Annotated in this window: 22 protein-coding genes; 7 read left to right on the top strand and 15 right to left on the bottom strand. The window is 63.0% G+C overall.

Going from position 1 to position 17,984, the window contains the following annotated elements; genetic code table 11:
• Positions 1–15: 15 nt before the first annotated feature.
• From EOA19_RS12440 to lgt, 7 genes are all read right to left on the bottom strand, one after another.
• Complete coding sequence (locus tag EOA19_RS12440) at positions 16–951, bottom strand: ribose-phosphate pyrophosphokinase (protein ID WP_013530002.1); 936 nt, start codon at positions 949–951, stop codon at positions 16–18.
• Between the two features lie 63 nt (positions 952–1,014).
• Positions 1,015–1,146: a hypothetical protein gene (locus EOA19_RS36390; RefSeq protein ID WP_281040476.1), complete on the bottom strand. Its 132-nt coding sequence runs from the start codon at positions 1,144–1,146 to the stop codon at positions 1,015–1,017.
• A gap of 42 nt (positions 1,147–1,188) precedes the next feature.
• Positions 1,189–1,809, bottom strand: coding sequence for a hypothetical protein (locus EOA19_RS12445; protein WP_128303765.1), 621 nt, complete (start codon positions 1,807–1,809; stop codon positions 1,189–1,191).
• 43 nt (positions 1,810–1,852) lie between these two features.
• Positions 1,853–3,004 (bottom strand): Xaa-Pro peptidase family protein, encoded by a 1,152-nt coding sequence (locus EOA19_RS12450; protein WP_128303766.1) that lies wholly within the window; start codon positions 3,002–3,004, stop codon positions 1,853–1,855.
• Positions 3,004–3,798, bottom strand: coding sequence for a peptidoglycan editing factor PgeF (pgeF, locus tag EOA19_RS12455; protein WP_128303767.1), 795 nt, complete (start codon positions 3,796–3,798; stop codon positions 3,004–3,006). Before pgeF ends, EOA19_RS12450 begins: the two co-directional genes overlap by 1 nt.
• 107 nt (positions 3,799–3,905) lie before the next feature.
• On the bottom strand, positions 3,906–4,994 hold the full coding sequence (locus tag EOA19_RS12460; protein ID WP_128303768.1) for a class I SAM-dependent methyltransferase: 1,089 nt from the start codon (positions 4,992–4,994) through the stop codon (positions 3,906–3,908).
• Complete coding sequence (gene lgt / locus EOA19_RS12465) at positions 4,991–5,845, bottom strand: prolipoprotein diacylglyceryl transferase (RefSeq protein ID WP_128303769.1); 855 nt, start codon at positions 5,843–5,845, stop codon at positions 4,991–4,993. Before lgt ends, EOA19_RS12460 begins: the two co-directional genes overlap by 4 nt.
• A 166-nt stretch (positions 5,846–6,011) precedes the next feature.
• On the opposite strand from lgt, the gene EOA19_RS12470 reads away from it, so the two are divergent.
• The 3 genes from EOA19_RS12470 to EOA19_RS12480 all read left to right on the top strand — a co-directional run bounded on the left by EOA19_RS12470 (position 6,012) and on the right by EOA19_RS12480 (position 7,547).
• Positions 6,012–6,323, top strand: a complete 312-nt coding sequence (locus EOA19_RS12470) for an accessory factor UbiK family protein (protein ID WP_128303770.1) — start codon at positions 6,012–6,014, stop codon at positions 6,321–6,323.
• A 337-nt stretch (positions 6,324–6,660) separates the two neighbouring features.
• On the top strand, positions 6,661–7,161 hold the full coding sequence (locus EOA19_RS12475) for a YbjN domain-containing protein (protein WP_013893499.1): 501 nt from the start codon (positions 6,661–6,663) through the stop codon (positions 7,159–7,161).
• A 26-nt stretch (positions 7,162–7,187) separates the two neighbouring features.
• On the top strand, positions 7,188–7,547 hold the full coding sequence (locus EOA19_RS12480; protein ID WP_128303771.1) for a tRNA-binding protein: 360 nt from the start codon (positions 7,188–7,190) through the stop codon (positions 7,545–7,547).
• Between the two features lie 80 nt (positions 7,548–7,627).
• On the opposite strand, the gene EOA19_RS12485 is transcribed toward EOA19_RS12480, so the two are convergent.
• The 4 genes from EOA19_RS12485 to EOA19_RS12500 all read right to left on the bottom strand — a co-directional run bounded on the left by EOA19_RS12485 (position 7,628) and on the right by EOA19_RS12500 (position 11,576).
• Positions 7,628–8,650, bottom strand: a complete 1,023-nt coding sequence (locus tag EOA19_RS12485; RefSeq protein WP_128303772.1) for a glycosyltransferase family 1 protein — start codon at positions 8,648–8,650, stop codon at positions 7,628–7,630.
• A gap of 221 nt (positions 8,651–8,871) precedes the next feature.
• A complete protein-coding gene (locus EOA19_RS12490; protein WP_128303773.1) occupies positions 8,872–10,287 on the bottom strand; it encodes an ATP-binding protein in 1,416 nt (471 codons plus the stop codon).
• 49 nt (positions 10,288–10,336) lie between these two features.
• Positions 10,337–11,056, bottom strand: coding sequence for a response regulator transcription factor (locus EOA19_RS12495; RefSeq protein ID WP_013530014.1), 720 nt, complete (start codon positions 11,054–11,056; stop codon positions 10,337–10,339).
• The gene (locus EOA19_RS12500) at positions 11,043–11,576 is read right to left on the bottom strand and encodes a MarR family transcriptional regulator (protein ID WP_027039379.1); all 534 of its coding nucleotides are present in this window, start codon (positions 11,574–11,576) and stop codon (positions 11,043–11,045) included. Before EOA19_RS12500 ends, EOA19_RS12495 begins: the two co-directional genes overlap by 14 nt.
• A gap of 246 nt (positions 11,577–11,822) precedes the next feature.
• On the opposite strand from EOA19_RS12500, the gene EOA19_RS12505 reads away from it, so the two are divergent.
• From EOA19_RS12505 to EOA19_RS12515, 3 genes are all read left to right on the top strand, one after another.
• Positions 11,823–12,716 carry a branched-chain amino acid aminotransferase gene (locus EOA19_RS12505; protein ID WP_127297709.1) on the top strand — a complete coding sequence of 298 codons (894 nt, stop codon included), beginning with the start codon at positions 11,823–11,825 and terminating at the stop codon, positions 12,714–12,716.
• A gap of 145 nt (positions 12,717–12,861) precedes the next feature.
• Entirely contained in the window at positions 12,862–13,179 is a 318-nt protein-coding gene (locus EOA19_RS12510) for a hypothetical protein (RefSeq protein WP_023809804.1), read from the top strand.
• A 137-nt stretch (positions 13,180–13,316) separates the two neighbouring features.
• The gene (locus EOA19_RS12515) at positions 13,317–13,955 is read left to right on the top strand and encodes an MBL fold metallo-hydrolase (protein WP_024505622.1); all 639 of its coding nucleotides are present in this window, start codon (positions 13,317–13,319) and stop codon (positions 13,953–13,955) included.
• 126 nt (positions 13,956–14,081) lie between these two features.
• Here EOA19_RS12515 and EOA19_RS12520 read toward each other — a convergent pair whose 3' ends face one another.
• From EOA19_RS12520 to EOA19_RS12530, 3 genes are all read right to left on the bottom strand, one after another.
• Positions 14,082–14,510: a BA14K family protein gene (locus tag EOA19_RS12520; RefSeq protein WP_023809802.1), complete on the bottom strand. Its 429-nt coding sequence runs from the start codon at positions 14,508–14,510 to the stop codon at positions 14,082–14,084.
• A gap of 183 nt (positions 14,511–14,693) precedes the next feature.
• Positions 14,694–14,906 (bottom strand): cold-shock protein, encoded by a 213-nt coding sequence (locus tag EOA19_RS12525; RefSeq protein WP_013530020.1) that lies wholly within the window; start codon positions 14,904–14,906, stop codon positions 14,694–14,696.
• 320 nt (positions 14,907–15,226) lie between these two features.
• Positions 15,227–15,439: a cold-shock protein gene (locus EOA19_RS12530; RefSeq protein ID WP_006202520.1), complete on the bottom strand. Its 213-nt coding sequence runs from the start codon at positions 15,437–15,439 to the stop codon at positions 15,227–15,229.
• 492 nt (positions 15,440–15,931) lie between these two features.
• On the opposite strand from EOA19_RS12530, the gene EOA19_RS12535 reads away from it, so the two are divergent.
• A complete protein-coding gene (locus EOA19_RS12535) occupies positions 15,932–16,348 on the top strand; it encodes a Kazal-type serine protease inhibitor domain-containing protein (RefSeq protein ID WP_128303774.1) in 417 nt (138 codons plus the stop codon).
• A 31-nt stretch (positions 16,349–16,379) separates the two neighbouring features.
• Here the strand turns inward: EOA19_RS12535 and EOA19_RS12540 are convergent, their stop codons facing one another.
• A complete protein-coding gene (locus tag EOA19_RS12540; protein WP_128303775.1) occupies positions 16,380–17,933 on the bottom strand; it encodes an EAL domain-containing protein in 1,554 nt (517 codons plus the stop codon).
• Between the last annotated feature and the right edge of the window lie 51 nt (positions 17,934–17,984).

The following is a 17,984-nucleotide window of genomic DNA, read 5'->3' on the forward strand; positions in this document are numbered from 1 at the left end:
TTTCCTGGAATTGCTCTAGTCGAACAGGCTCGACACCGATTCTTCGGTCGCGGTGCGCGAAATGGCTTCGCCCATCAGGTCGGCGATCGAGATGACGCGGATGTTGGGAGCATCGAGCACGCCCTGCGTCGGCTGGATGGAATCGGTGATCACCAGTTCCTGGAGCTTCGAACCGCTGATGCGGGCAACCGCGCCGCCCGACAGCACGCCGTGCGTGATATAGGCGGTGACGCTGGTGGCGCCGTTGGCCAGCAGCGCATCGGCGGCGTTGCACAGCGTGCCGCCGGAATCGACGATGTCGTCGATAAGCAGGCAATCCTTGCCGGCGACCGCGCCGATGATGTTCATGACTTCCGATTCGCCGGGACGCTCGCGGCGCTTGTCGACGATGGCCAGTTGCGCATCGAAGCGCTTGGCCAGCGCACGGGCGCGGACCACGCCGCCAATGTCGGGCGAGACCACCACGACGTTGCCGAGCTGCTTGTATTTGGCCTTCACGTCGCGGGCCATCACCGGCACGGAAAACAGATTGTCGGTCGGAATGTCGAAGAAGCCCTGGATCTGGCCGGCATGCAGGTCAAGCGTCAGAACGCGGTCGACACCGGCGCGGGTGATCATGTTGGCGACCAGCTTGGCCGAGATCGGCGTGCGGCCGGAGGCGCGGCGGTCCTGCCTGGCGTAGCCGAAATAGGGGATGACCGCCGTGATGCGCTTGGCCGAGGAACGCATGAAGGCATCGATCATGATGAGCAATTCCATCAAATGATCGTTGGTTGGGAACGAGGTCGATTGCAGGATGAAGACATCCTCGCCGCGCACGTTTTCCTGGATTTCGACGAAGATTTCCTGGTCGGCGAAGCGCCTGACCGTGGCTTTGCCCAGCGGGACGTTGAGGTACCGGGCGACCGCTTCGGCCAGCACCCTGTTGGAATTGCCCGCGAAGAGTTTCATGCACGGTTCCTGGTGGAGGATGATGAGACCTGACGGACTCGCTTGCGCCCTTTAACCGGGCTTTTAGCGGCCCGCGCCGGTATTGCAAGCGCCGAGATCGGGAATCCGCCGGCTAAACTCAAGAAAGCTCCGCGCCATCGCCGGGCTGCCACAGGGAGCAGCGGACTTGCGCTGCTCCTTCTTCTCGTTGGGCATGGGATTTTCCCAAAACTGTCTCCACTTTTGGGTCCGATGCCTCTAGCCGGCCTTGCCGCCGAGCCAGGCCGCGAATTGGTCGATGGTCTGGTCGGCGATCGTCTGCATGGTGGCCGGCGAGACCCCCTTCCAGCTGTCGCCGCCCACGCTGGCGCCGGAATTGACCGACGGGGCCTTCTGCTGACCATTGATGCGGTGCAGCCGGTTGCCGGCGGGGTCATAGACATCCCAGACATAGATGACGGTGGTGTCGGCGCCTTCCGACATCGTCGAGAAATAGCCCTTCAGCACATGTGTCACGGTCTGGTCGGCGCTGCCGGCGAGCGTGATACCGCGCTGCCTGGCGCGGGTCTGCAACTCCGCCGTCAGAGGTGTCGCGGCTTCTACCGAAGCGCCGACGATCGGCGCGATCTGCAGGCGGGGCTTCGACAGGATGGCAGCGCTTTGGGCTGATGTGACCGGTGCGGCGGTGGTTGCGAAAGCGCCCGCCGTGCTGGTGGCGGGCCCGGCCGGAACCGTGCTGCCTGACGTTGCGGGCAGCGTCTGGGTCGACGTCGCCGGCGGCGTGATCGCCGACGGTTCGAGCACGTCCTTTGCGTTGGTGCAGGCGGCAAGAGCCAATGCCACAAGCAATGACACGGTCGTCACATGCGATCGTCTCATTTGCCTTCTAACTCCTTGGCGAAGAACGCCTCCCATTGTGGATTCACTGTACGATCAAGTCGAGATCATGGCGGGACAGCGGCTTGGGCTGGGATTCGGTGGTCAGGTAGGTGCGGCCAAGCGTCATCGCCGTCTCGGTATCGGAGTCCATGATGATCATATGGGCGAACAGCGTCATGTTGGGCGCGATCGGTTCGGGATTGCCCTGGTAGAACATCGGCATGTCCATCCAGGACGGGGTGAAGCGGGCGCCGACTGAATAGCCGCAGGCGTTCAGCCGGTGCTTGGTCAGGCCGTGGGCCTCCATGGTGCGGGCATGAGCATCGAAGACGTCGCCGAAGCTGTTGCCCGGCATCATCGCCTTCTCGACAGCCAGGAGTGCTGCGCGGGCGGCGTCGAACAGTTCCTGATGGCGCTTCGACACCTTGCCGGTCAGCACCGTGCGCATCATCGGCGCATGGTAGTGGTTGAAGACGCCGGCCCATTCGAGCGTCAGCTGGTCATTTTTGGTGAGCTTGCGGCGGCCGGCCTTGTAGCGGCACAGCAGCGCATCGACGCCGGAGCCGATGATGAATTCGTTGGCCGGATAGTCGCCGCCGCCGGCAAAGATCGCACCCTGCATGGCGGCCAGGATCAGGGCTTCGTCGCCGCCCTGCTTGATCAGCGGCAGCGCCGCGTCGAGCGCATCATCGGAAAGATTGGCGGCCTTCTCGGCCTTGGCGACCTCGGCCGGGCTCTTGAACAGGCGCAGACGGCCGACAATGCCGGACGCATCGGCGATCTGGCCGAAGGTCTGCAACTGTTCGTCGAGCCGTCGGCCATTGAACGCGGTCAGGCCATGGGTGTCGTATTCGACACCGATGCGGGCGCCGAGCAGGTCGAGTTCGTTGAGCAGATTGCGCAGGTCGACCGCCGGATTGGCGCCGTTGCGGTCCGTCCACAAGACGATATTGTCGATAATCGAGGTCTGACGCGCCTGGCGCAGGTCGGCCGAGCGGGTCAGAAGCACCATCGAACCGTCGGCCTTCACTACCAGGCACTGGAAGAAGCAGAAGCCGAACGTGTCGTAGCCGGTCAGCCAGTACATGCTTTCCTGCGCGAACAGCAGGATGGCGTCGAGCTTCTTTTCGGCCATCTCGATGATCAGCCGGTCGCGCCGCGCGTCAAATTCAGATCGTTCAAAATGCAGCGCCATTATTCCCTCTCCAAGACAATTGCCGAAACCTGCCGGCCGTAATCGGGCTCCTTGCGATGCGTGGTGCGCCGGTAGGAGTAGAACAGGCCTTCCTCGGCGTAAGTGCAGCGGTCAAGGCCCTCAGCCGTCACGCCGGCCTTGGCCAACCGGTCAACCGTGTAGCGGTTGAGATCGAACATCGCATGGCCGGCATTGGCGGACGGCGCGAAATAGAGGATGTTTTCGGCGGCGACTTCGACAAAGCGGGCGACGAATTCCGGGCCGACCTCGTAGTTTTTCGGGCCGATGGAGGGGCCTAGCACGGCGACGATGTTTTGGCGCCGGGCGCCGAGGCTTTCCATCGCCAGGATGGTGTTTTCGAGCACGCCGGTGAACGCGCCTTTCCAGCCGGCGTGCGCGGCGCCGATGATGCGCGCCTGCGCATCGGCGAACAGCACGGGACCGCAATCGGCGGTAGAAGCGCCGATGGCGATGCCCGGCCGGTCGGTGACGATGGCGTCTGCCTTGGGCCGCTCGCCGGCAAAGGGCTCCCTGGCGATGATGACGTCGGGCGAATGGACCTGCCAGGCGGTCAACAGATGGCTCGCCGGCACGCCCATCCATGCCGCGACGCGGCCGCGGTTCTGCGCCACAAGCATCGGGTCGTCATTCGATCCGGTGCCGATGTTGAGGCCCTGGTAGATGCCGCCGGAGACACCGCCGACGCGGGTGAAATAGCCGTGGCGGATGCCTTGTGCCCGCGCCTTGTCCAGCAGCGGCGACCGAACGGGATCCGGTTTGGTCTGATTCAGCATGCGGGCGTTGTTGTCCGTGTGGGCGGTTTCGTCAAGAAGAAGGTGCTTGGTCGAGAACAGGCGCTGCAAAGCGCGGACGGGAGATTGGGAGGGGTGGCGGTAAAAAGTCAATCCGCCCCGGCGAAAGGCCGAACCTCCACGCCGCGGGGTAGCACCGCAAGCACCTTGAACAGCTCGCCCATGGCTTGCGGCCCTGCGAGGCGCTCGACGTCCCCGGCGATCCTTTCGCGCGCCGCCTGGCCGGCATCGGCGCCAAGCCGGCCGGCGCGCTCGAGGATACCCATGCCGAGGAGGAAGTCGCCCTGTGTCGTCAGATGGGCTTCGAGGCCATGTGCACGCACGATCGCGGCAAGGGCGGCGAAATCGACATGGGAGGTGAGGTCGGCCTCACCGGGATTGGCCAGCACATCTTCGTGATCGTGGCTGCGCAAGGCCTGAAGCGTGTCCCCGACACCCGGCTGGAAATGGCCGTAGTCGAGAAACAGGCCAACGCCGCCATGCCTGGATATGCGCTCGGCGATCGTTGCCATGAGCGCGGTGCGGGCAGGCGCCACTTCGGCAATCGCACCTTGCGGCGCTTGAGTGGCATCGGCGGGCAGCAGCGTCGGGTCGACCGAACCGGCGCCGGCGAAGAAGCAAAGGTCGTTGGTCTCGTCGAGGCCGACCATGCGCTCGCGCCAGCCGGTGCCGGCTCGGACGAACTGGCGGATGGGCACGGCGTCGAACAGTTCGTTGCCGACGATGAACAGCGGTTGCTGCGGCAAGGTCTCGATGGTTTCATGCCAGCCAACCGCGAAGGGTGTGGCGCCAAGCGTCTGCTTCTGCACCTCGGTCAGGCGCGGGCTGGTCTCGATCATGGCGAAGGTGGCGCCGCTGGCCAGATCAGGATCGAGCCGCGACAGCGTACGCAACATGTCCTTCATCAGCGTGCCGCGGCCGGGGCCGATCTCGGCGATGGTGGCCGGCAGCGGCCGGCCGCTCGCCTGCCACGCCTGGTACATCCACACGGCGACCAGTTCGCCGAACATCTGGCTGATTTCCGGCGCGGTGATGAAGTCGCCGCCCGCACCAAAAGGCTCGCGCGTCGTGTAGTAGCCGTCCGCCGGGTCGAACAGGCACAGCGCCATGTATTCGTTGATCGGAAGTGGCCCCAATGCCTCGATCAGGTCGACGATGCGGGTTTTCAGCCGTGTCATGCCGGCTGCGGCTGCGCCACCGGCCTGGCGGTCAGCATCGCCCAGATACCGGCCAGCACCATCGGCGTCGACAGGATCATGCCCATGGTCAGCCAGTTGGTGCCGAGGAGGTAGCCGAGCTGCTGGTCGGGCTCGCGGAAGAACTCGACGAAAATGCGCGACAGGCCGTAGCCGCAGATGAAGGCGCCGCCGACGAAGCGCGGCGTCTTCAGCTTGAGGCGCGAATGGGTGAGGATGCGCAGCACGAGGAACAGCACCACGCCTTCGAGAAGCGCCTCGTAGAGCTGGCTCGGGTGACGGGCAAACGGCCCGCCATTGGGGAATTCGAAAGCCCAGGGCACGTCGGTCGGGCGCCCCCATAGCTCGGAGTTGATGAAGTTGGCGACGCGCACCAGGCCAAGGCCGACCGGCACGCCGGCCGCCACGACGTCAAACAGCGACCAGATGCGGATGCCGCGCTTGATGGAAAACAGCGTCATGGCGAGGATGACGCCAAGCAGGCCGCCATGGAACGACATACCGCCTTGCCAGACCGCCAAGATGTCGAGCGGGTGGGCGATGTAGCGTGGCAGATCATAGAACAGCACATAGCCGGTGCGGCCGCCCAGCACGACGCCGATGGCCGCCCAGACGATGAAGTCGTCGAGATCCTCCGGCTTCATCGGCAGGACGCCGTTCGGCCATAGCTTGGCATTAGAGGCGAGCCGCTTGGCATACCACCAGGCGAACAGGATGCCGACGATATAGCCGACGCCATACCAATGCACCGCCAGCGGCCCGATCTGGATGAGGATCGGGTTGATGTTGGGGAAGGGTAGGGAGGCCAGCGGCAGCAGGAAATATTCGTTCAACGGGGAACTCTCATTGCGAAACGCGTTTGCGCGCGGACCATGCGGCAGGGTTTTGGCAGGGTCAAGGCAAGGTGGGCGCCCTCGACTTGATGCCGCAGCGCGGCGCAACATGCTTGCATTCGACGCGCGGCGCCATTACCTCATTTCGAGCAAGCGAGGATTTGCCATGTCGACCGGACCGAACCGCATTCTCGATGAATTCGCCAAGCTGATGACCGATGCCGCCGGCGCTGCCCAGGGCGTGCGCCGGGAGGTGGAGACCGCCTTCAAAGGCCAGGCCGAACGCATCCTCAACACCATGGACGTGGTGCAGCGCGAAGAGTTCGAGGCCGCGCGCGAGATGGCCGCCAAGGCCCGAGAAGAAAACACCCGCCTTGCCGCCCGTATCGAGGTGCTCGAGGCGAAGCTTGCGGAACTGGCCGGTGACGCCGCACCGGCGGCGGCGGCCAAGCCCCGCGCAAAAAAAAATAATCGTTAAACTTTTCCACATAGCCCGATCCTGAAAAGCGCTTTGCCGTGAATCGCTTAACGGCATTGCATGAATCTTTGTGACAGCGGCTTTCCACATGCGAATGACGCAGTGCGAAAAATTGGGCTGTTCACGCGACTCCCGATCAATAGACTGAATTTGTTGCATGATTCGGAGCAGGGTCATGCGACCGGGCGGTGGGGTCCGGTCTGGGGTCTTTGCGTCGAGAAGTAGTCTTTTGCGCAGGAAAGTCCTGGCCGTCCGAGTTCTAGACAAGATTGTTCGTTGTGTGTGCCCTCCCGCGGAGCGTGTGGCGGCGCTCGTACAGAACGACAGGAAGCATTCCATGGAACTTCTCGAACTCGAATTCTCCCGCGAAATCCATCCGGTGGATGTTATCGAGCAGGTGGCCCACAACAACGACTGGTCCTTTGAGCGGGCAGGCGACGACGAGATTTCGATCTCGGTTGCCGGAAGCTGGACCGACTATCACGTCTCCTTTTCGTGGATGGAGGATTTCGAAGCGCTGCACCTGGCCTGTGCCTTCGACATCAAGGTGCCGGAGACCCGCGCGCTGGAAGTGATGCGGCTCTTGTCGTTGATCAATGAGCAGATGCTGTTTGGCCATTTCGACCTTTGGGAGCAGGAGGGCGCGATTATGTTCCGCCAGTCGCTGCTGCTGGCCGGCGGGGTCGAGCCGTCGAGCCAGCAGGTCGAAGTGCTGCTGTCGTCGGCGCTGGAAGCCTGCGAATGCTATTTCCAGGCGTTCCAGTTCGTCGTCTGGTCGGGAACCTCGGCCAAGGACGCCCTGGCCGGCGTGCTGTTCGAGACCTACGGCAACGCCTGAGTCCCCGTAAGGCAGACAAGACCAAGATGAGTTCGAACAGCGAGCGCAAGCCCGAGATCAGTTTTGCCGATTTCGATCGTGTCGACATCCGCGCCGGCACGATCGTCGAGGCCGAACCGTTTCCCGAGGCGCGCAAGCCCGCATTCAAGCTGAAGATCGATTTCGGCCCCGGCATCGGCATCAAGAAATCGTCGGCGCAGATCACCAAATATTATACACCGGAGACGCTGATCGGCCGGCAGGTGTTCGCGGTGGTCAATTTCCCGCCGCGCCAGATCGGTCCATTCATGTCGGAAGTGCTGACGCTCGGCTTTCCCGACGAAGAGGGCGCTGTGGTGCTCGGCGCGATTGAGCGCAAGGTGCAGGATGGCGGGCGGTTGTTTTAGGCTAGAGGAACGACCGTCGCGTTCCTTCGCGCTTCCTCCGTGTTGCTGATGTCGAACAGTACGGTGCCGCCAGCCTTTGGTCAGGCCGCCAGCTTGCGCGTTGTGCCCAGTGCTTCCTCGACCGTATCGAGAAACATCTCCGCACAGGCTTTCCAGCTATAGCGCATGGCACGTTCGCGGGCTTCGGCACGGTCTACATTGAGCGCCGCAAGCGAGGCCTCGCGCAGATCGTTGGAGACCGCGCCGCCAAAGCCGTCGCCGACGATGTCGATCGGCCCTGTCACCGGATAGGCGGCAACCGGCGTGCCGCTGGCCAATGCCTCGATGATGACGTTGCCGAACGTGTCGGTGCGGCTCGGGAAGACGAAGACATCGGCCGAGGCATAGATCTCGGCCAGTTCGTCGTTGGGGCGATGGCCGAGGAAATGCGCTTGCGGATATTTTGCCTTGAGCCTGGCAAGCTCGGGGCCTTCACCGACGATCACCTTGCTGCCCGGCAGGTCGAGGTCGAGAAAGGCGGAGAGGTTCTTTTCGATGGCGACGCGGCCGACGCAGAGGAAGACAGGGCCGGGGAAGCCGAGATCCTTCTTCTTGTCGGGCCGGAAATGGTCGGTGTCGACGCCGCGCGTCCACGGCCGCAGCTTGGTGAAGCCGCGCGCTGAGAGGTCGTCTGCGAGCGACTGGGTGGCGACCAGCGTGCCTTGGCCGGAATTGTGGAAATCGCGCAGCCAGCGATAGGCCCAGCTCTCCGGCACCGGCAGCCGTGCGCTGAGATATTCGGGGAAGCGCGTGTGATAGCTGGTGGTGAACGGCCGGCCGGCATTGCGGCAATAGCGCCGCGCCATGATGCCGAGCGGTCCTTCGGTGACGATGTGGATGTGGTCGGCTCTGCCGGCGTCAATCAGCCGCGCGACATGGCCGGGCGTGGTCAGCGCCAGCCTGATGTCGGGATAGGTCGGCAAGGGCAGGGTGCGAAAGATGTTCGGCGTCAGGAAATCCACGGCGACATCGAAGGATTTCAGCGTCTCGGTGAGCCGCTCCAGCGTGTGGACAACGCCGTTAACCTGCGGCCGCCAGGCATCGGTGACCATCAATATGCGCATGGCGGCCCTTTGCAGGAAAGGTCGACGGTTGCCTTGAGACGATGCCGGAACGGCGACCAGCCCGCTGCTCTCGCTTCGCTCCAGCGCACCCGGACGGGCACGGGGTCGAAGATAGACGGTAGGCCCGAATCAATTGAGGTCGCGCGCTTCATGCACGCTCTTGATCATGGTTTCATGACGGGCCGATGAAGCCGGTTTCCACTTTTCGGAATCGTGCCCGGTTATGCGGGAACCTTGATGACAGCGCGCAGTCCGCCGAGCGGGCTGTCTTCAAGAGTGATGTCGCCGCCATGAGAGCGGGCGATGTCGCGGGCGATCGACAGGCCGAGCCCGGTGCCGCTGGCATCGAGGTTGCGGGCCTCGTCGAGCCGCACGAAGGGTTTGAACACGTCCTCGCGCCGGTCAGCGGGGATGCCCGGACCATCGTCGTCGATGGTGACCAGCAGCGAGCCGCGGCCATGGGTGGCGTTGACTTCCACCGTCTTGGCATAGCGGAAGGCGTTGCCGATCACGTTGGACATCAGCCGGGCAAAGGCGTTCGGCCGCACATGCACATCGGGGTCTCCGGCAAGCGTCGTCGACAGCTTGCGCTTGCGCAGCCTGGCCTCCTCGTCGAGCTTCTCGAAATAGGCCTCGAGATCGAACCGTCCGGCGTCTTCCGAAGCCTCGCCACGGGCAAAGGCGAGATAGCCTTCGAGCATCGACTGCATGTCGTCGATGTCCTGGTCGAGCGCGGCCTTGGTCTCGGCCTTGCCGCCGGAAAGCGCCAACTGCAGCTTGAAGCGGGTGAGGATGGTTCGCAGGTCATGGCTGACGCCGGTCAGCATGGCGGTGCGCTGCTCGATCTGGCGCTCGATGCGCTCGCGCATCTGCATGAAGGCAAAGCCGGCGCGGCGAACCTCCTCGGCGCCGCGCGGCCGGAAGTCGCGCGGCATCGGCCGGCCCTTGCCGAAACTTTCGGCGGCTTCGGCGAGCATCAGGATCGGCCGGATCTGGTTGCGCAGGAAGGGAATGGCGATCATCAGGAGCACCAGCGAGGTGCCGACCATCCAGATCAGGAAGATGTGGGTGTTGGAGGCATAGGCCTGGCTGCGGCGCACGAAGACGCGCAGCACCTTGCCCTCGAGCTGCACGCGCACCTCGACGATGTTGGAGTTGCCGACCGTGTCGATCCAGAACGGGCGGTTGATCTGGCGGGTGATCTCGGACGAGAGAACATCATCCAAAATCGAGAAAAACGGTTTTGGGCCGGGCGCGGGCAGCGGGTCGGGCGGCAAGAGGTCGACCTTCAGCTGCATGCGGTCCTGGGCGATGCGGATGATGGCGGTGTAGTCGGCATCGCGCGGATAGGTCTCGATCAGGTCGATGATGGCGGCAATGTCGCGCACGGTGGCCTGCGACAGGCGCTGCGTCACGGTTGCCCAATGACGTTCCATGAAGACGAAGGCGACGACCGATTGCAGCAGGATCATCGGCGCGATGACGATGATCAGCGAGCGGGCATAGAGCCGCTTGGGCATATAGAGCGAGACGAGGCGCCAGAAGCGGTTCCAGGCGCGCGGCACCGCCTTCAGCGTCCGCGCGGCGCGTGCGCTCAAGCCGCCATTGCCCGGCTGTTCCAGTTCCGTGGTTGCCATTCGCTCATTTCGCTTGCCCGCAGCCGCTCAGCAGGCCGCAGGCGGCATTCTATTCCACGCTGAGCCGATACCCAATACCGCGCACGGTCTGCAGCCAGACCGGGTTGGACGGATCGCGCTCGATCTTGCGGCGCAGCCGGTTGATCTGGACGTCGATGGTGCGCTCGCCGACCTCCGAATCGTCACCGACAAGCTCGTGGCGGGGTATCGTCTCGCCGGCCCTTGCCGCGAAGATCGCCAGGATCTCCTGTTCGCGGTCGGTCAGCTTCAGCGCCTCGCCGCCACGCTTCAATTCGCGCCGGGCGATCTGGAAGGTGTAGGGGCCGAAGACCAACTGCTCGACCTTGGGCGTGGTCGCCGGGCCACCACGGCGAAGGATGTTGTTGATGCGCAGGATCAGCTCGCGCGGATCGAACGGCTTCGGCAGGTAGTCGTCGGCGCCGGCCTCAAGCCCTGAGATGCGGCTGTCGGTCTCCGACAGGGCCGTCAGCATCAGGATCGGTACGTTCTTTTCGGCCCGCAGCGACTTGGTCAGGTCGACGCCCGTCTCACCCGGCATCATGACGTCCAGCACCAGAAGGTCGAAGTCGAGGCCGGCAAGCTTGCGCCTGGCTTCGCCGGCATTGCCGGCGACGGTGACGCGAAAGCCGTTTTCGGTCAGATACTGCTTGAGAAGATTGCGGATTCGGGTGTCGTCGTCGACCACAAGCAGGTGTGGCGCGTCGTCGTCCGGTGCGGCCGCGTGATCGACCCGTTCAGTGCTCTCCATGGCTTTTCCCTGACATTTTTGCGGACCCAACGTCGATCTGCGCCCTCAGTTCCGGATTGACCATCGCTTCGAGGAACCGTTCCACCAAGGTCCGTTCGGTTACTCCGGAATCCCCCAATGCAGCATGGATGCGGCGCGACTGTGGCCGCGCCAGCGCCAGCGCCAGCGCACGGCCCTTGGCCGTCGGATAAAGTTCGCGCTGGCGGCGGTCGCGCGGACCTTGCAACTGCACGACATGGTCGGTGTCAATCAACTGCTTGAGCACACGGGCCAGGCTCTGTTTGGTGATCTTCAGCACGTCGAGCAGTTCGGCGACCGTCAGGCCCGGCCTGCGGTTGACGAAATGCAGCACCCGGTGGTGGGCCCGGCCGAAGCCGTAGTCGGCCAGGATCTGGTCCGGATCGGAGGTGAAGTCACGATAGGCGAAGAAGAGCAGCTCGATGATGGCGAAGTCGATGCCGTCCTCGACCGACATCGCGGTCCTGATCGGTTTTCCGGCGGCTGGGCTTCGATCCGTCATTATTTCTCCGTGGGAAAGAGAGATTATGTCAGTACTATTGACGTAATTTCCCTGCAATGGTAATTTTTGACAAGCTTTTGGGCGGATTGCGAACGAAAAGGCAAGGGAAGCCGGTTTTTCCGGAATTTCCTAAGTTTGCCAGAGCGCAATTATCCGCCTACGCTCCACCATAAAAGCCGCTTTGGGCGGCCGACACGAAACACACAACGATACAACTATCCGGGCTGCCGCCCGTGGGAGGTTACCATGGCATCCGTTCCCTTCGATCAACTCGATGGCTTCATCTGGATGAACGGCGAATTCGTCCAATGGGGTGACGCCAAGATCCATGTGCTGACGCACGGGCTGCATTACGCCAGCGCCGTTTTCGAGGGAGAGCGTGCCTATGGCGGCGAGATCTTCAAGCTCAACGAACACACCGAGCGCCTGCATGAATCGGCACGCCTGCTCGGTTTCAATATCCCCTATTCGGTGGCCGAGCTCAACGACGCCTCTTCCACGCTTCTCAAGAAGCAGGGTTTCCAGGACGCCTATGTCCGGCCGATTGCCTGGCGCGGCAGTGAGCAGATGGGCGTCTCGGCGCAGAACAACCGCATCAACTGCGCCATCGCCATCTGGCAATGGCCGAGCTATTTCGATCCTGCGCAGAAGCTGAAAGGCATCCGTCTCGATGTGGCGGAATGGCGCCGGCCCGACCCGCGCACCGCGCCTTCCAAGTCGAAGGCCGCCGGCCTCTACATGATCTGCACCATGTCCAAGCACGCCGCCGAGGCCAAGGGCTATGCCGACGCCATGATGCTCGACTGGCGTGGCCAGGTCGCCGAAGCGACCGGAGCCAACATCTTCTTCGTCAAGGAGGGCAAGATTCACACACCCAAGCCCGACTGCTTCCTCGACGGCATCACCCGCCGCACGGTCATTGGGCTGGCCAAGGATCGCGGCCTGGAGGTGATTGAACGCGCCATCCTGCCGGAAGAGCTGGAAAGCTTCGAGCAGTGCTTCCTGACCGGGACGGCAGCGGAAGTGACGCCGGTTTCCGAGATCGGGCCTTACCGATTCGAGGTCGGCGAAATAGCCAAGAATCTTATGAATGACTATTCTGCGGCCGTTCAGCCCAAGCACGCGATCGCCGCAGAATAACGAAAGTCACAGCTTTTTTAGGAAGTAGGGGCGGTTTTCGGGCCGCCCCTTTTATTTCAGCGTTTCTGCATTTGACTTTCGTCCAATTCGGCGTCTCATGATGGTGTCGGCCCGGGAGGCTGACAGCTATGGAGGGACTAATCATATGGACATGAACACGCTTCTTCCGATCATCATACAGGTGATTACTGGCGTCATCGGTGGTCAGGCGGTCGGTGCGGCGCTCAAGACGGCGGCGATGGGTCAGCTTCCCAAAATCCTGGGCGGAGCCATTGGCGGCGTCGGCGGTGCGGCGATCCTCGGCAGCCTGCTGGGTGGCGGTGCGGTCGATCCGGCGGCTGCGGCAGCAGCAACGAGCGGTCTCGGCAGCGCGCTGAACCTGCAGAACATCGTCGGCGGCGCCGGCGGCGGCGCGATCTTGACCGCCATTCTCGGCGCGGTCATGGGCGCCATGAAGAAGTAGGCAGGCCGTTTCGGTCTTTTCAAATGGGCGGCTTCGGCCGCCCATTTCCGTTTTCGGAGCTACCGATGTTCGTCTTTCGAGGGTGGACGCCCTTTGTCCGCGCCTCTACATCACCCGTGAACATCGAAAGGACGATCATGGGTCAGCTCAATGCCGGCATCGTGCCGGTCACACCGTTCCAGCAGAATTGCACCATCCTGTTCGACATGGATGACAAGCATGGCGTCGTCGTCGATCCTGGCGGCGATATCGACAAGGTGCTGGCGGTGCTGAAGGACAATGCGATCTCAGCCGGGGCTATCTGGATAACGCATGGCCACATCGACCATGCCGGCGGCGCAATGGAGTTGAAGGAGGCGCTCGGCGTCGAGATCATCGGTCCGCATGAGGCCGACAAGTCGCTGCTCGACAATCTGGAAAACCAGGGCAAGCGCTACGGCATCGCCGGAGCGCGTAACTGCGTGCCCGACCGGTTCCTGGCCGAAGGCGAGACCGTGTCGTTCGGCGGCCATGTGTTCGAGGTGCTGCACTGCCCCGGCCATGCACCAGGTCACGTTGTTTATTACAACCGCGCGGCCAAGTTCGCCCATGTCGGCGACGTGCTGTTCCGCGGCTCGGTCGGCCGCACCGACCTGCCGGGCGGCGACCACGCGGCGCTGATCGCTTCGATCAAGGACAAGCTCCTGCCGCTCGGCGATGACATCGGCTTCATCTGTGGCCACGGTCCCGGCGGACGTTTTGGCGAGGAGAGGCGGACCAACCCTTTTTTGACTTGAACCAGGCTCGGAACCGTAGCTGTTTTCATCAGCCTCAAGCGACCGTTGACATTGTAGGGACCACAACAAAAAAGCGCTGGCCTTGCGGTCAGCGCTTTTCTGTTTTGGGGCAGGGAAGCCCTTGGTTTAATTGGCAGTGCAGAAATGCTGTTCGCCGTCATTGCCGGTGAACGTGCCGGTACGGGAATTGAAGCTGCGGTAGCGGTCCGAGCAGTATTCGTACCAGTCACGCGTCCATGGCTCGGCATAACGATCGGCGTAGACCACTCGCGGCTCCGCATAGTAGCGGCGCACCGGGGCCGGGCGTATCACCACGTCACGATCGTAACCGTCATCGTAGTAGCGGTCAGCGCCGGGCGGCGGCCGGTCATTGGCCAATGCACCACCGATCAGCGCGCCGGCCGCGAGGCCGAGCACGCCGGCGGCAATGGCATCGCCGTTGCCATGATGGCCATGATGACGGCGCCAGTCGCGCGCATTGGCGGCGGGCAAGGCCGTGAGCGTGGTAGCGACCACGGCAGCGGCCAGGACGGCGGTTTTGAAAATTCGGTTCATGTCGATCTCCTTCGTGCCGGCCCGTGTAGTTTCGGGGATGCGGTCCGGCTTTACCGAAGACTAATATGCGACCGTGGCTGAACGGGGGCTGAACGGATTTTTACGTGTCTATTCAAAACAGACGTCAAAAATCATAGGCTCTCAAGGGAGCGATCTGCCTGGGATCGCCGGTTTGAAGCCGGCTCAGCCGACCGACAGGTTGACGGCCTTGGGACCCTTGCCGCGCTTGTCCGGCTCGGTGTCGAACGACACTTTCTGGCCATCCTCGAGACCGGGAAGACCGGACGCCTGCACGGCTGAAATATGGACGAAAACATCCTTCGCTCCATCATCGGGCGTGATGAAGCCGAAGCCCTTGGCATGGTTGAAGAATTTGACGGTGCCGGTCTGCGGCATGGGAAGCTCCTTTGTCCCATAGACTCCAGTCTCGGGCCGGCAAATGCCCGAGTGGAAATTTGTCCTTTATTTTAGCGTCATCGGCAAGGGAAAGTTTTGCGGGCGTCTAAAGCACGTTGCGGCATGCTTTGGGTCTTTGTTTTTATGCAAGTCGTTGCCCAGAACCTGGCGGCTTGGGCGACATCACCGGCCCGCGCCTTCGATAAGGAAAAGGCGCGACGAAGATCGCCGCGCCTTTCAAAATTCAGATCCCTCTCCAAGCCAGGTGCAGGCATGGAGCCTCCGTCGCACGTCCGAGTGACATGCGGCGCGCCGATGGCTCAGGCTGCGCGGAGGTTGACGGCCTTGGGGCCCTTGCCCATGCGGTCCGGCTCGACGTCGAAGGTGACCTTCTGGCCGTCGACGAGCGTGCGCAAGCCGGAGGCTTCGATCGCGGAGATATGGACGAACACATCCTTGGCGCCACCATCGGGCGTGATGAAACCGAAGCCTTTGGTCGCGTTGAAGAATTTAACGGTGCCGGTCTGGGCCATTGGGGAAACTCCTTCACCCGTTCAGTCTTTGGTGGTCCCGCCCGCCGCCTGGCGCAAAGGGCAGTTCCCGGTGGTTGCTTCGGCAGTCATGCATTGGCGCATGGTCAAACCCCCCGCCGAAAACGGGGCCGTCAGAGATTCACAGTATCGGGGAAAGGTCGTCCAAAACGTTCCGCTCTCCGGGTCGCAAATGCCCGAACACGGAATTTATCGCACGGAAACGTGATGGTTGCAAGATACCGCCGCGGGCCGCCACACTGGGCGCATCCCGACGCAAGGATCGACTGACTTGGGCATCGATGGGCTCGGCATAGGCTTGCTTGCCGGTCGGGTCATCGGCCAGAGCCAGCCCACGAATGGGCCAGACATCGGCGGCGCGCTATCCCCCCTTGCGGGCCAGGCGCCGTTGTCGTTTGCGAGGCTCAAACGGGGTTGCATTTGGCAAAGGAATGGCGAGGATCGGTAACCGGGGACCGATCGTGGGAGATCATCATGAAATTTCTGGCGGCAATCTTTTCGCGGCAGGGTTTTGTCATCCTGTTGCTGTCGGCAATTCTTGCCGCCTGCACCGTCGTCGTCGATGAGGGACCAGGGCCGCGCCCGCGTCCGCCACGGCCCGAACCGCAATATTGCAGCAAGCAGTACGAGCCGGTCTGTGCCCGCCGCGGCGGCGACCGCCAGACCTTCGCCAATGCCTGTCTTGCCGACCGGGCCGGCTACCGCATCGTGCGCGACGGCCCGTGCCGCGACGGCGGCGGTGGCGGTGGCGGTGGCGGTGAAGAGCAGACGTTCTGCACCCGCGAATATGCTCCGGTCTGCGGCCGCCGTCATGGCGAGATGCGCACCTTCCCCAATTCCTGCGAAGCCCGCGCCGCGGACTATCGCGTCGTTGGTGACGGGCCGTGCTGAGAACGATGCGCCTTGTTGAGGACGACAGGCGTCAAGCCGTCGGCTTCACCTGGCGACAGTAGGCGATGAACTCGGACGCGGGCATGGGTCTGGCGAAAAGCCAGCCCTGGGCGTAGTCGACGTCGCGCGCCGCGAGGTAGTCGGCTTGCGCCTGCGTTTCCACGCCCTCGGCAACGATCTTCAGCTTTAGTGTCTTGGCCATGTCGATGATATGCGGGGTGACGGAACTGGTGGCGGAATTCGTGCTGATCGTATCGATGAACGATTTGTCGATCTTGAGCGCATCGAGCGGCAGCCCCTCGAGATAGGACAGGCTGGAATAGCCGGTGCCGAAGTCGTCGATTGCCACTGCGTGGCCAAGTTCGCGGGCACGAACGAGCGTCGAGCGGGCCGAGTTGATATCGACGAAACCTCGCTCCGTCGCCTCGAGCCAGATTTGCTGGGGCCGGATCCCGGTGTGCTGCAACGCCTTTTCGATGATAGGCAGGACCCGCGCGGTGCCGACATCGGTTGCGCTGAGATTGATGGCGATGTGAAGCGAGCGGTCGGCGACCAGAAGCCTGTTCAGGTCGAACACAACCATCGCAATGACCTGATCGGTGATCGCCGTGATCAGGCCGCTCTCTTCCGCCAGCGGAATGAAGAGATCGGGCCGGACGAGGGAACCGTTCGGCCGCTTCCAGCGCACCAGCGCTTCCGCCCCGATGCAATTGCCGGTCCTGAGTTCGACGATCGGCTGATAGTGGACGATGAATTCGCGCTTGCGCACGGCGATCTGCAATTCTCCCAAGGGCGAAAGCCGCCTTCGCGACAGCCACACAACCATGCCGATGATGAAGGCGGCCATGAAGGCGCCGAGCGGGAGCAGCAGGAATTGCTGCTGGCGAACGCTGCCCAGGATCTGGCTTGTCGGTTCGGTGGCGACAGCGATCCAGCCCGTCTCGCGCGCGGTGGCAAACAGGAGATCGTCATCGATGCCTTCGCCGGGGCCGGCGACGATCTTCTCGATGCGGGCGGGATCCGGTCCGTTCAGCGCGCCAAGCAGGATGCCCGTTTGCGTCGTCAAAGCGAGCTGGACACCGGGATCGACGATGACGTCGACAAAGCGTACCGGATCGACAAGGACATTGTGGTCCCTGTATTGCAGCGCCATCAGAAAATGGTCCTCGCTCATCACCGGCTGCATGCGGGCGGTGACGGCAATGCCGTCCCTGGTGGTGAAGTCCGGGATGGATTGCGCAACGCGCCCTTCAGTCAGTCCCCAGGAAGAGCATTTGAGCAGGCCATTTTCGAAATAGCCCATCTCTTCGATCGGGCGCGTGTTGATGGTGAGTTGCCGCATGCGGGCTATATGGTCCGCCGAACAGCGGACGCCGGTGAACTGGTCGATCTGCCGCAAGGCGATGGTCGCATCCTTGAGCGAGATGTCGGCCCTGGCGATGGCGCGGCTGGCGAACAACTGCAGCCGCTCATGTTCCTTTTGGACGGCCTGAAGCCAAGCGAGATGAAACATAGCCGCTATCGGTACGATGGCGCCCAGCATGGCCAACACCACCGCCGTCACGATGATGCGCGACCTGTCCATGCGCCTCCTGCCTTCGGGTATGAGCGGCGATCGTGGGTGGTCGCCCGCAAA

This window comes from Mesorhizobium sp. M7A.F.Ca.US.010.02.1.1 (assembly GCF_004023085.1).
In the GTDB taxonomy this organism is placed as follows: Bacteria; Pseudomonadota; Alphaproteobacteria; order Rhizobiales; family Rhizobiaceae; genus Mesorhizobium.

Bases quoted from the DNA above. Each gene is read 5' to 3' on its own strand.
- EOA19_RS12500 (WP_027039379.1), bottom strand. From the start codon at position 11,576: ATGACGGATCGAAGCCCAGCCGCCGGAAAACCGATCAGGACCGCGATG.
- EOA19_RS12480 (WP_128303771.1), top strand. From the start codon at position 7,188: ATGAGTTCGAACAGCGAGCGCAAGCCCGAGATCAGTTTTGCCGATTTC.
- EOA19_RS12485 (WP_128303772.1), bottom strand. From the start codon at position 8,650: ATGCGCATATTGATGGTCACCGATGCCTGGCGGCCGCAGGTTAACGGC.
- EOA19_RS12530 (WP_006202520.1), bottom strand. From the start codon at position 15,439: ATGGCCCAGACCGGCACCGTTAAATTCTTCAACGCGACCAAAGGCTTC.
- EOA19_RS12460 (WP_128303768.1), bottom strand. From the start codon at position 4,994: ATGACACGGCTGAAAACCCGCATCGTCGACCTGATCGAGGCATTGGGG.
- EOA19_RS12490 (WP_128303773.1), bottom strand. From the start codon at position 10,287: ATGGCAACCACGGAACTGGAACAGCCGGGCAATGGCGGCTTGAGCGCA.
- EOA19_RS12510 (WP_023809804.1), top strand. From the start codon at position 12,862: ATGGACATGAACACGCTTCTTCCGATCATCATACAGGTGATTACTGGC.
- EOA19_RS12520 (WP_023809802.1), bottom strand. From the start codon at position 14,510: ATGAACCGAATTTTCAAAACCGCCGTCCTGGCCGCTGCCGTGGTCGCT.
- EOA19_RS12495 (WP_013530014.1), bottom strand. From the start codon at position 11,056: ATGGAGAGCACTGAACGGGTCGATCACGCGGCCGCACCGGACGACGAC.
- EOA19_RS12475 (WP_013893499.1), top strand. From the start codon at position 6,661: ATGGAACTTCTCGAACTCGAATTCTCCCGCGAAATCCATCCGGTGGAT.
- EOA19_RS12470 (WP_128303770.1), top strand. From the start codon at position 6,012: ATGTCGACCGGACCGAACCGCATTCTCGATGAATTCGCCAAGCTGATG.
- EOA19_RS12445 (WP_128303765.1), bottom strand. From the start codon at position 1,809: ATGAGACGATCGCATGTGACGACCGTGTCATTGCTTGTGGCATTGGCT.
- EOA19_RS12505 (WP_127297709.1), top strand. From the start codon at position 11,823: ATGGCATCCGTTCCCTTCGATCAACTCGATGGCTTCATCTGGATGAAC.
- EOA19_RS12540 (WP_128303775.1), bottom strand. From the start codon at position 17,933: ATGGACAGGTCGCGCATCATCGTGACGGCGGTGGTGTTGGCCATGCTG.
- EOA19_RS12450 (WP_128303766.1), bottom strand. From the start codon at position 3,004: ATGGCGCTGCATTTTGAACGATCTGAATTTGACGCGCGGCGCGACCGG.
- EOA19_RS12525 (WP_013530020.1), bottom strand. From the start codon at position 14,906: ATGCCGCAGACCGGCACCGTCAAATTCTTCAACCATGCCAAGGGCTTC.
- EOA19_RS36390 (WP_281040476.1), bottom strand. From the start codon at position 1,146: ATGCCCAACGAGAAGAAGGAGCAGCGCAAGTCCGCTGCTCCCTGTGGC.
- EOA19_RS12515 (WP_024505622.1), top strand. From the start codon at position 13,317: ATGGGTCAGCTCAATGCCGGCATCGTGCCGGTCACACCGTTCCAGCAG.
- EOA19_RS12535 (WP_128303774.1), top strand. From the start codon at position 15,932: ATGAAATTTCTGGCGGCAATCTTTTCGCGGCAGGGTTTTGTCATCCTG.
- EOA19_RS12440 (WP_013530002.1), bottom strand. From the start codon at position 951: ATGAAACTCTTCGCGGGCAATTCCAACAGGGTGCTGGCCGAAGCGGTC.
- pgeF (WP_128303767.1), bottom strand. From the start codon at position 3,798: ATGCTGAATCAGACCAAACCGGATCCCGTTCGGTCGCCGCTGCTGGAC.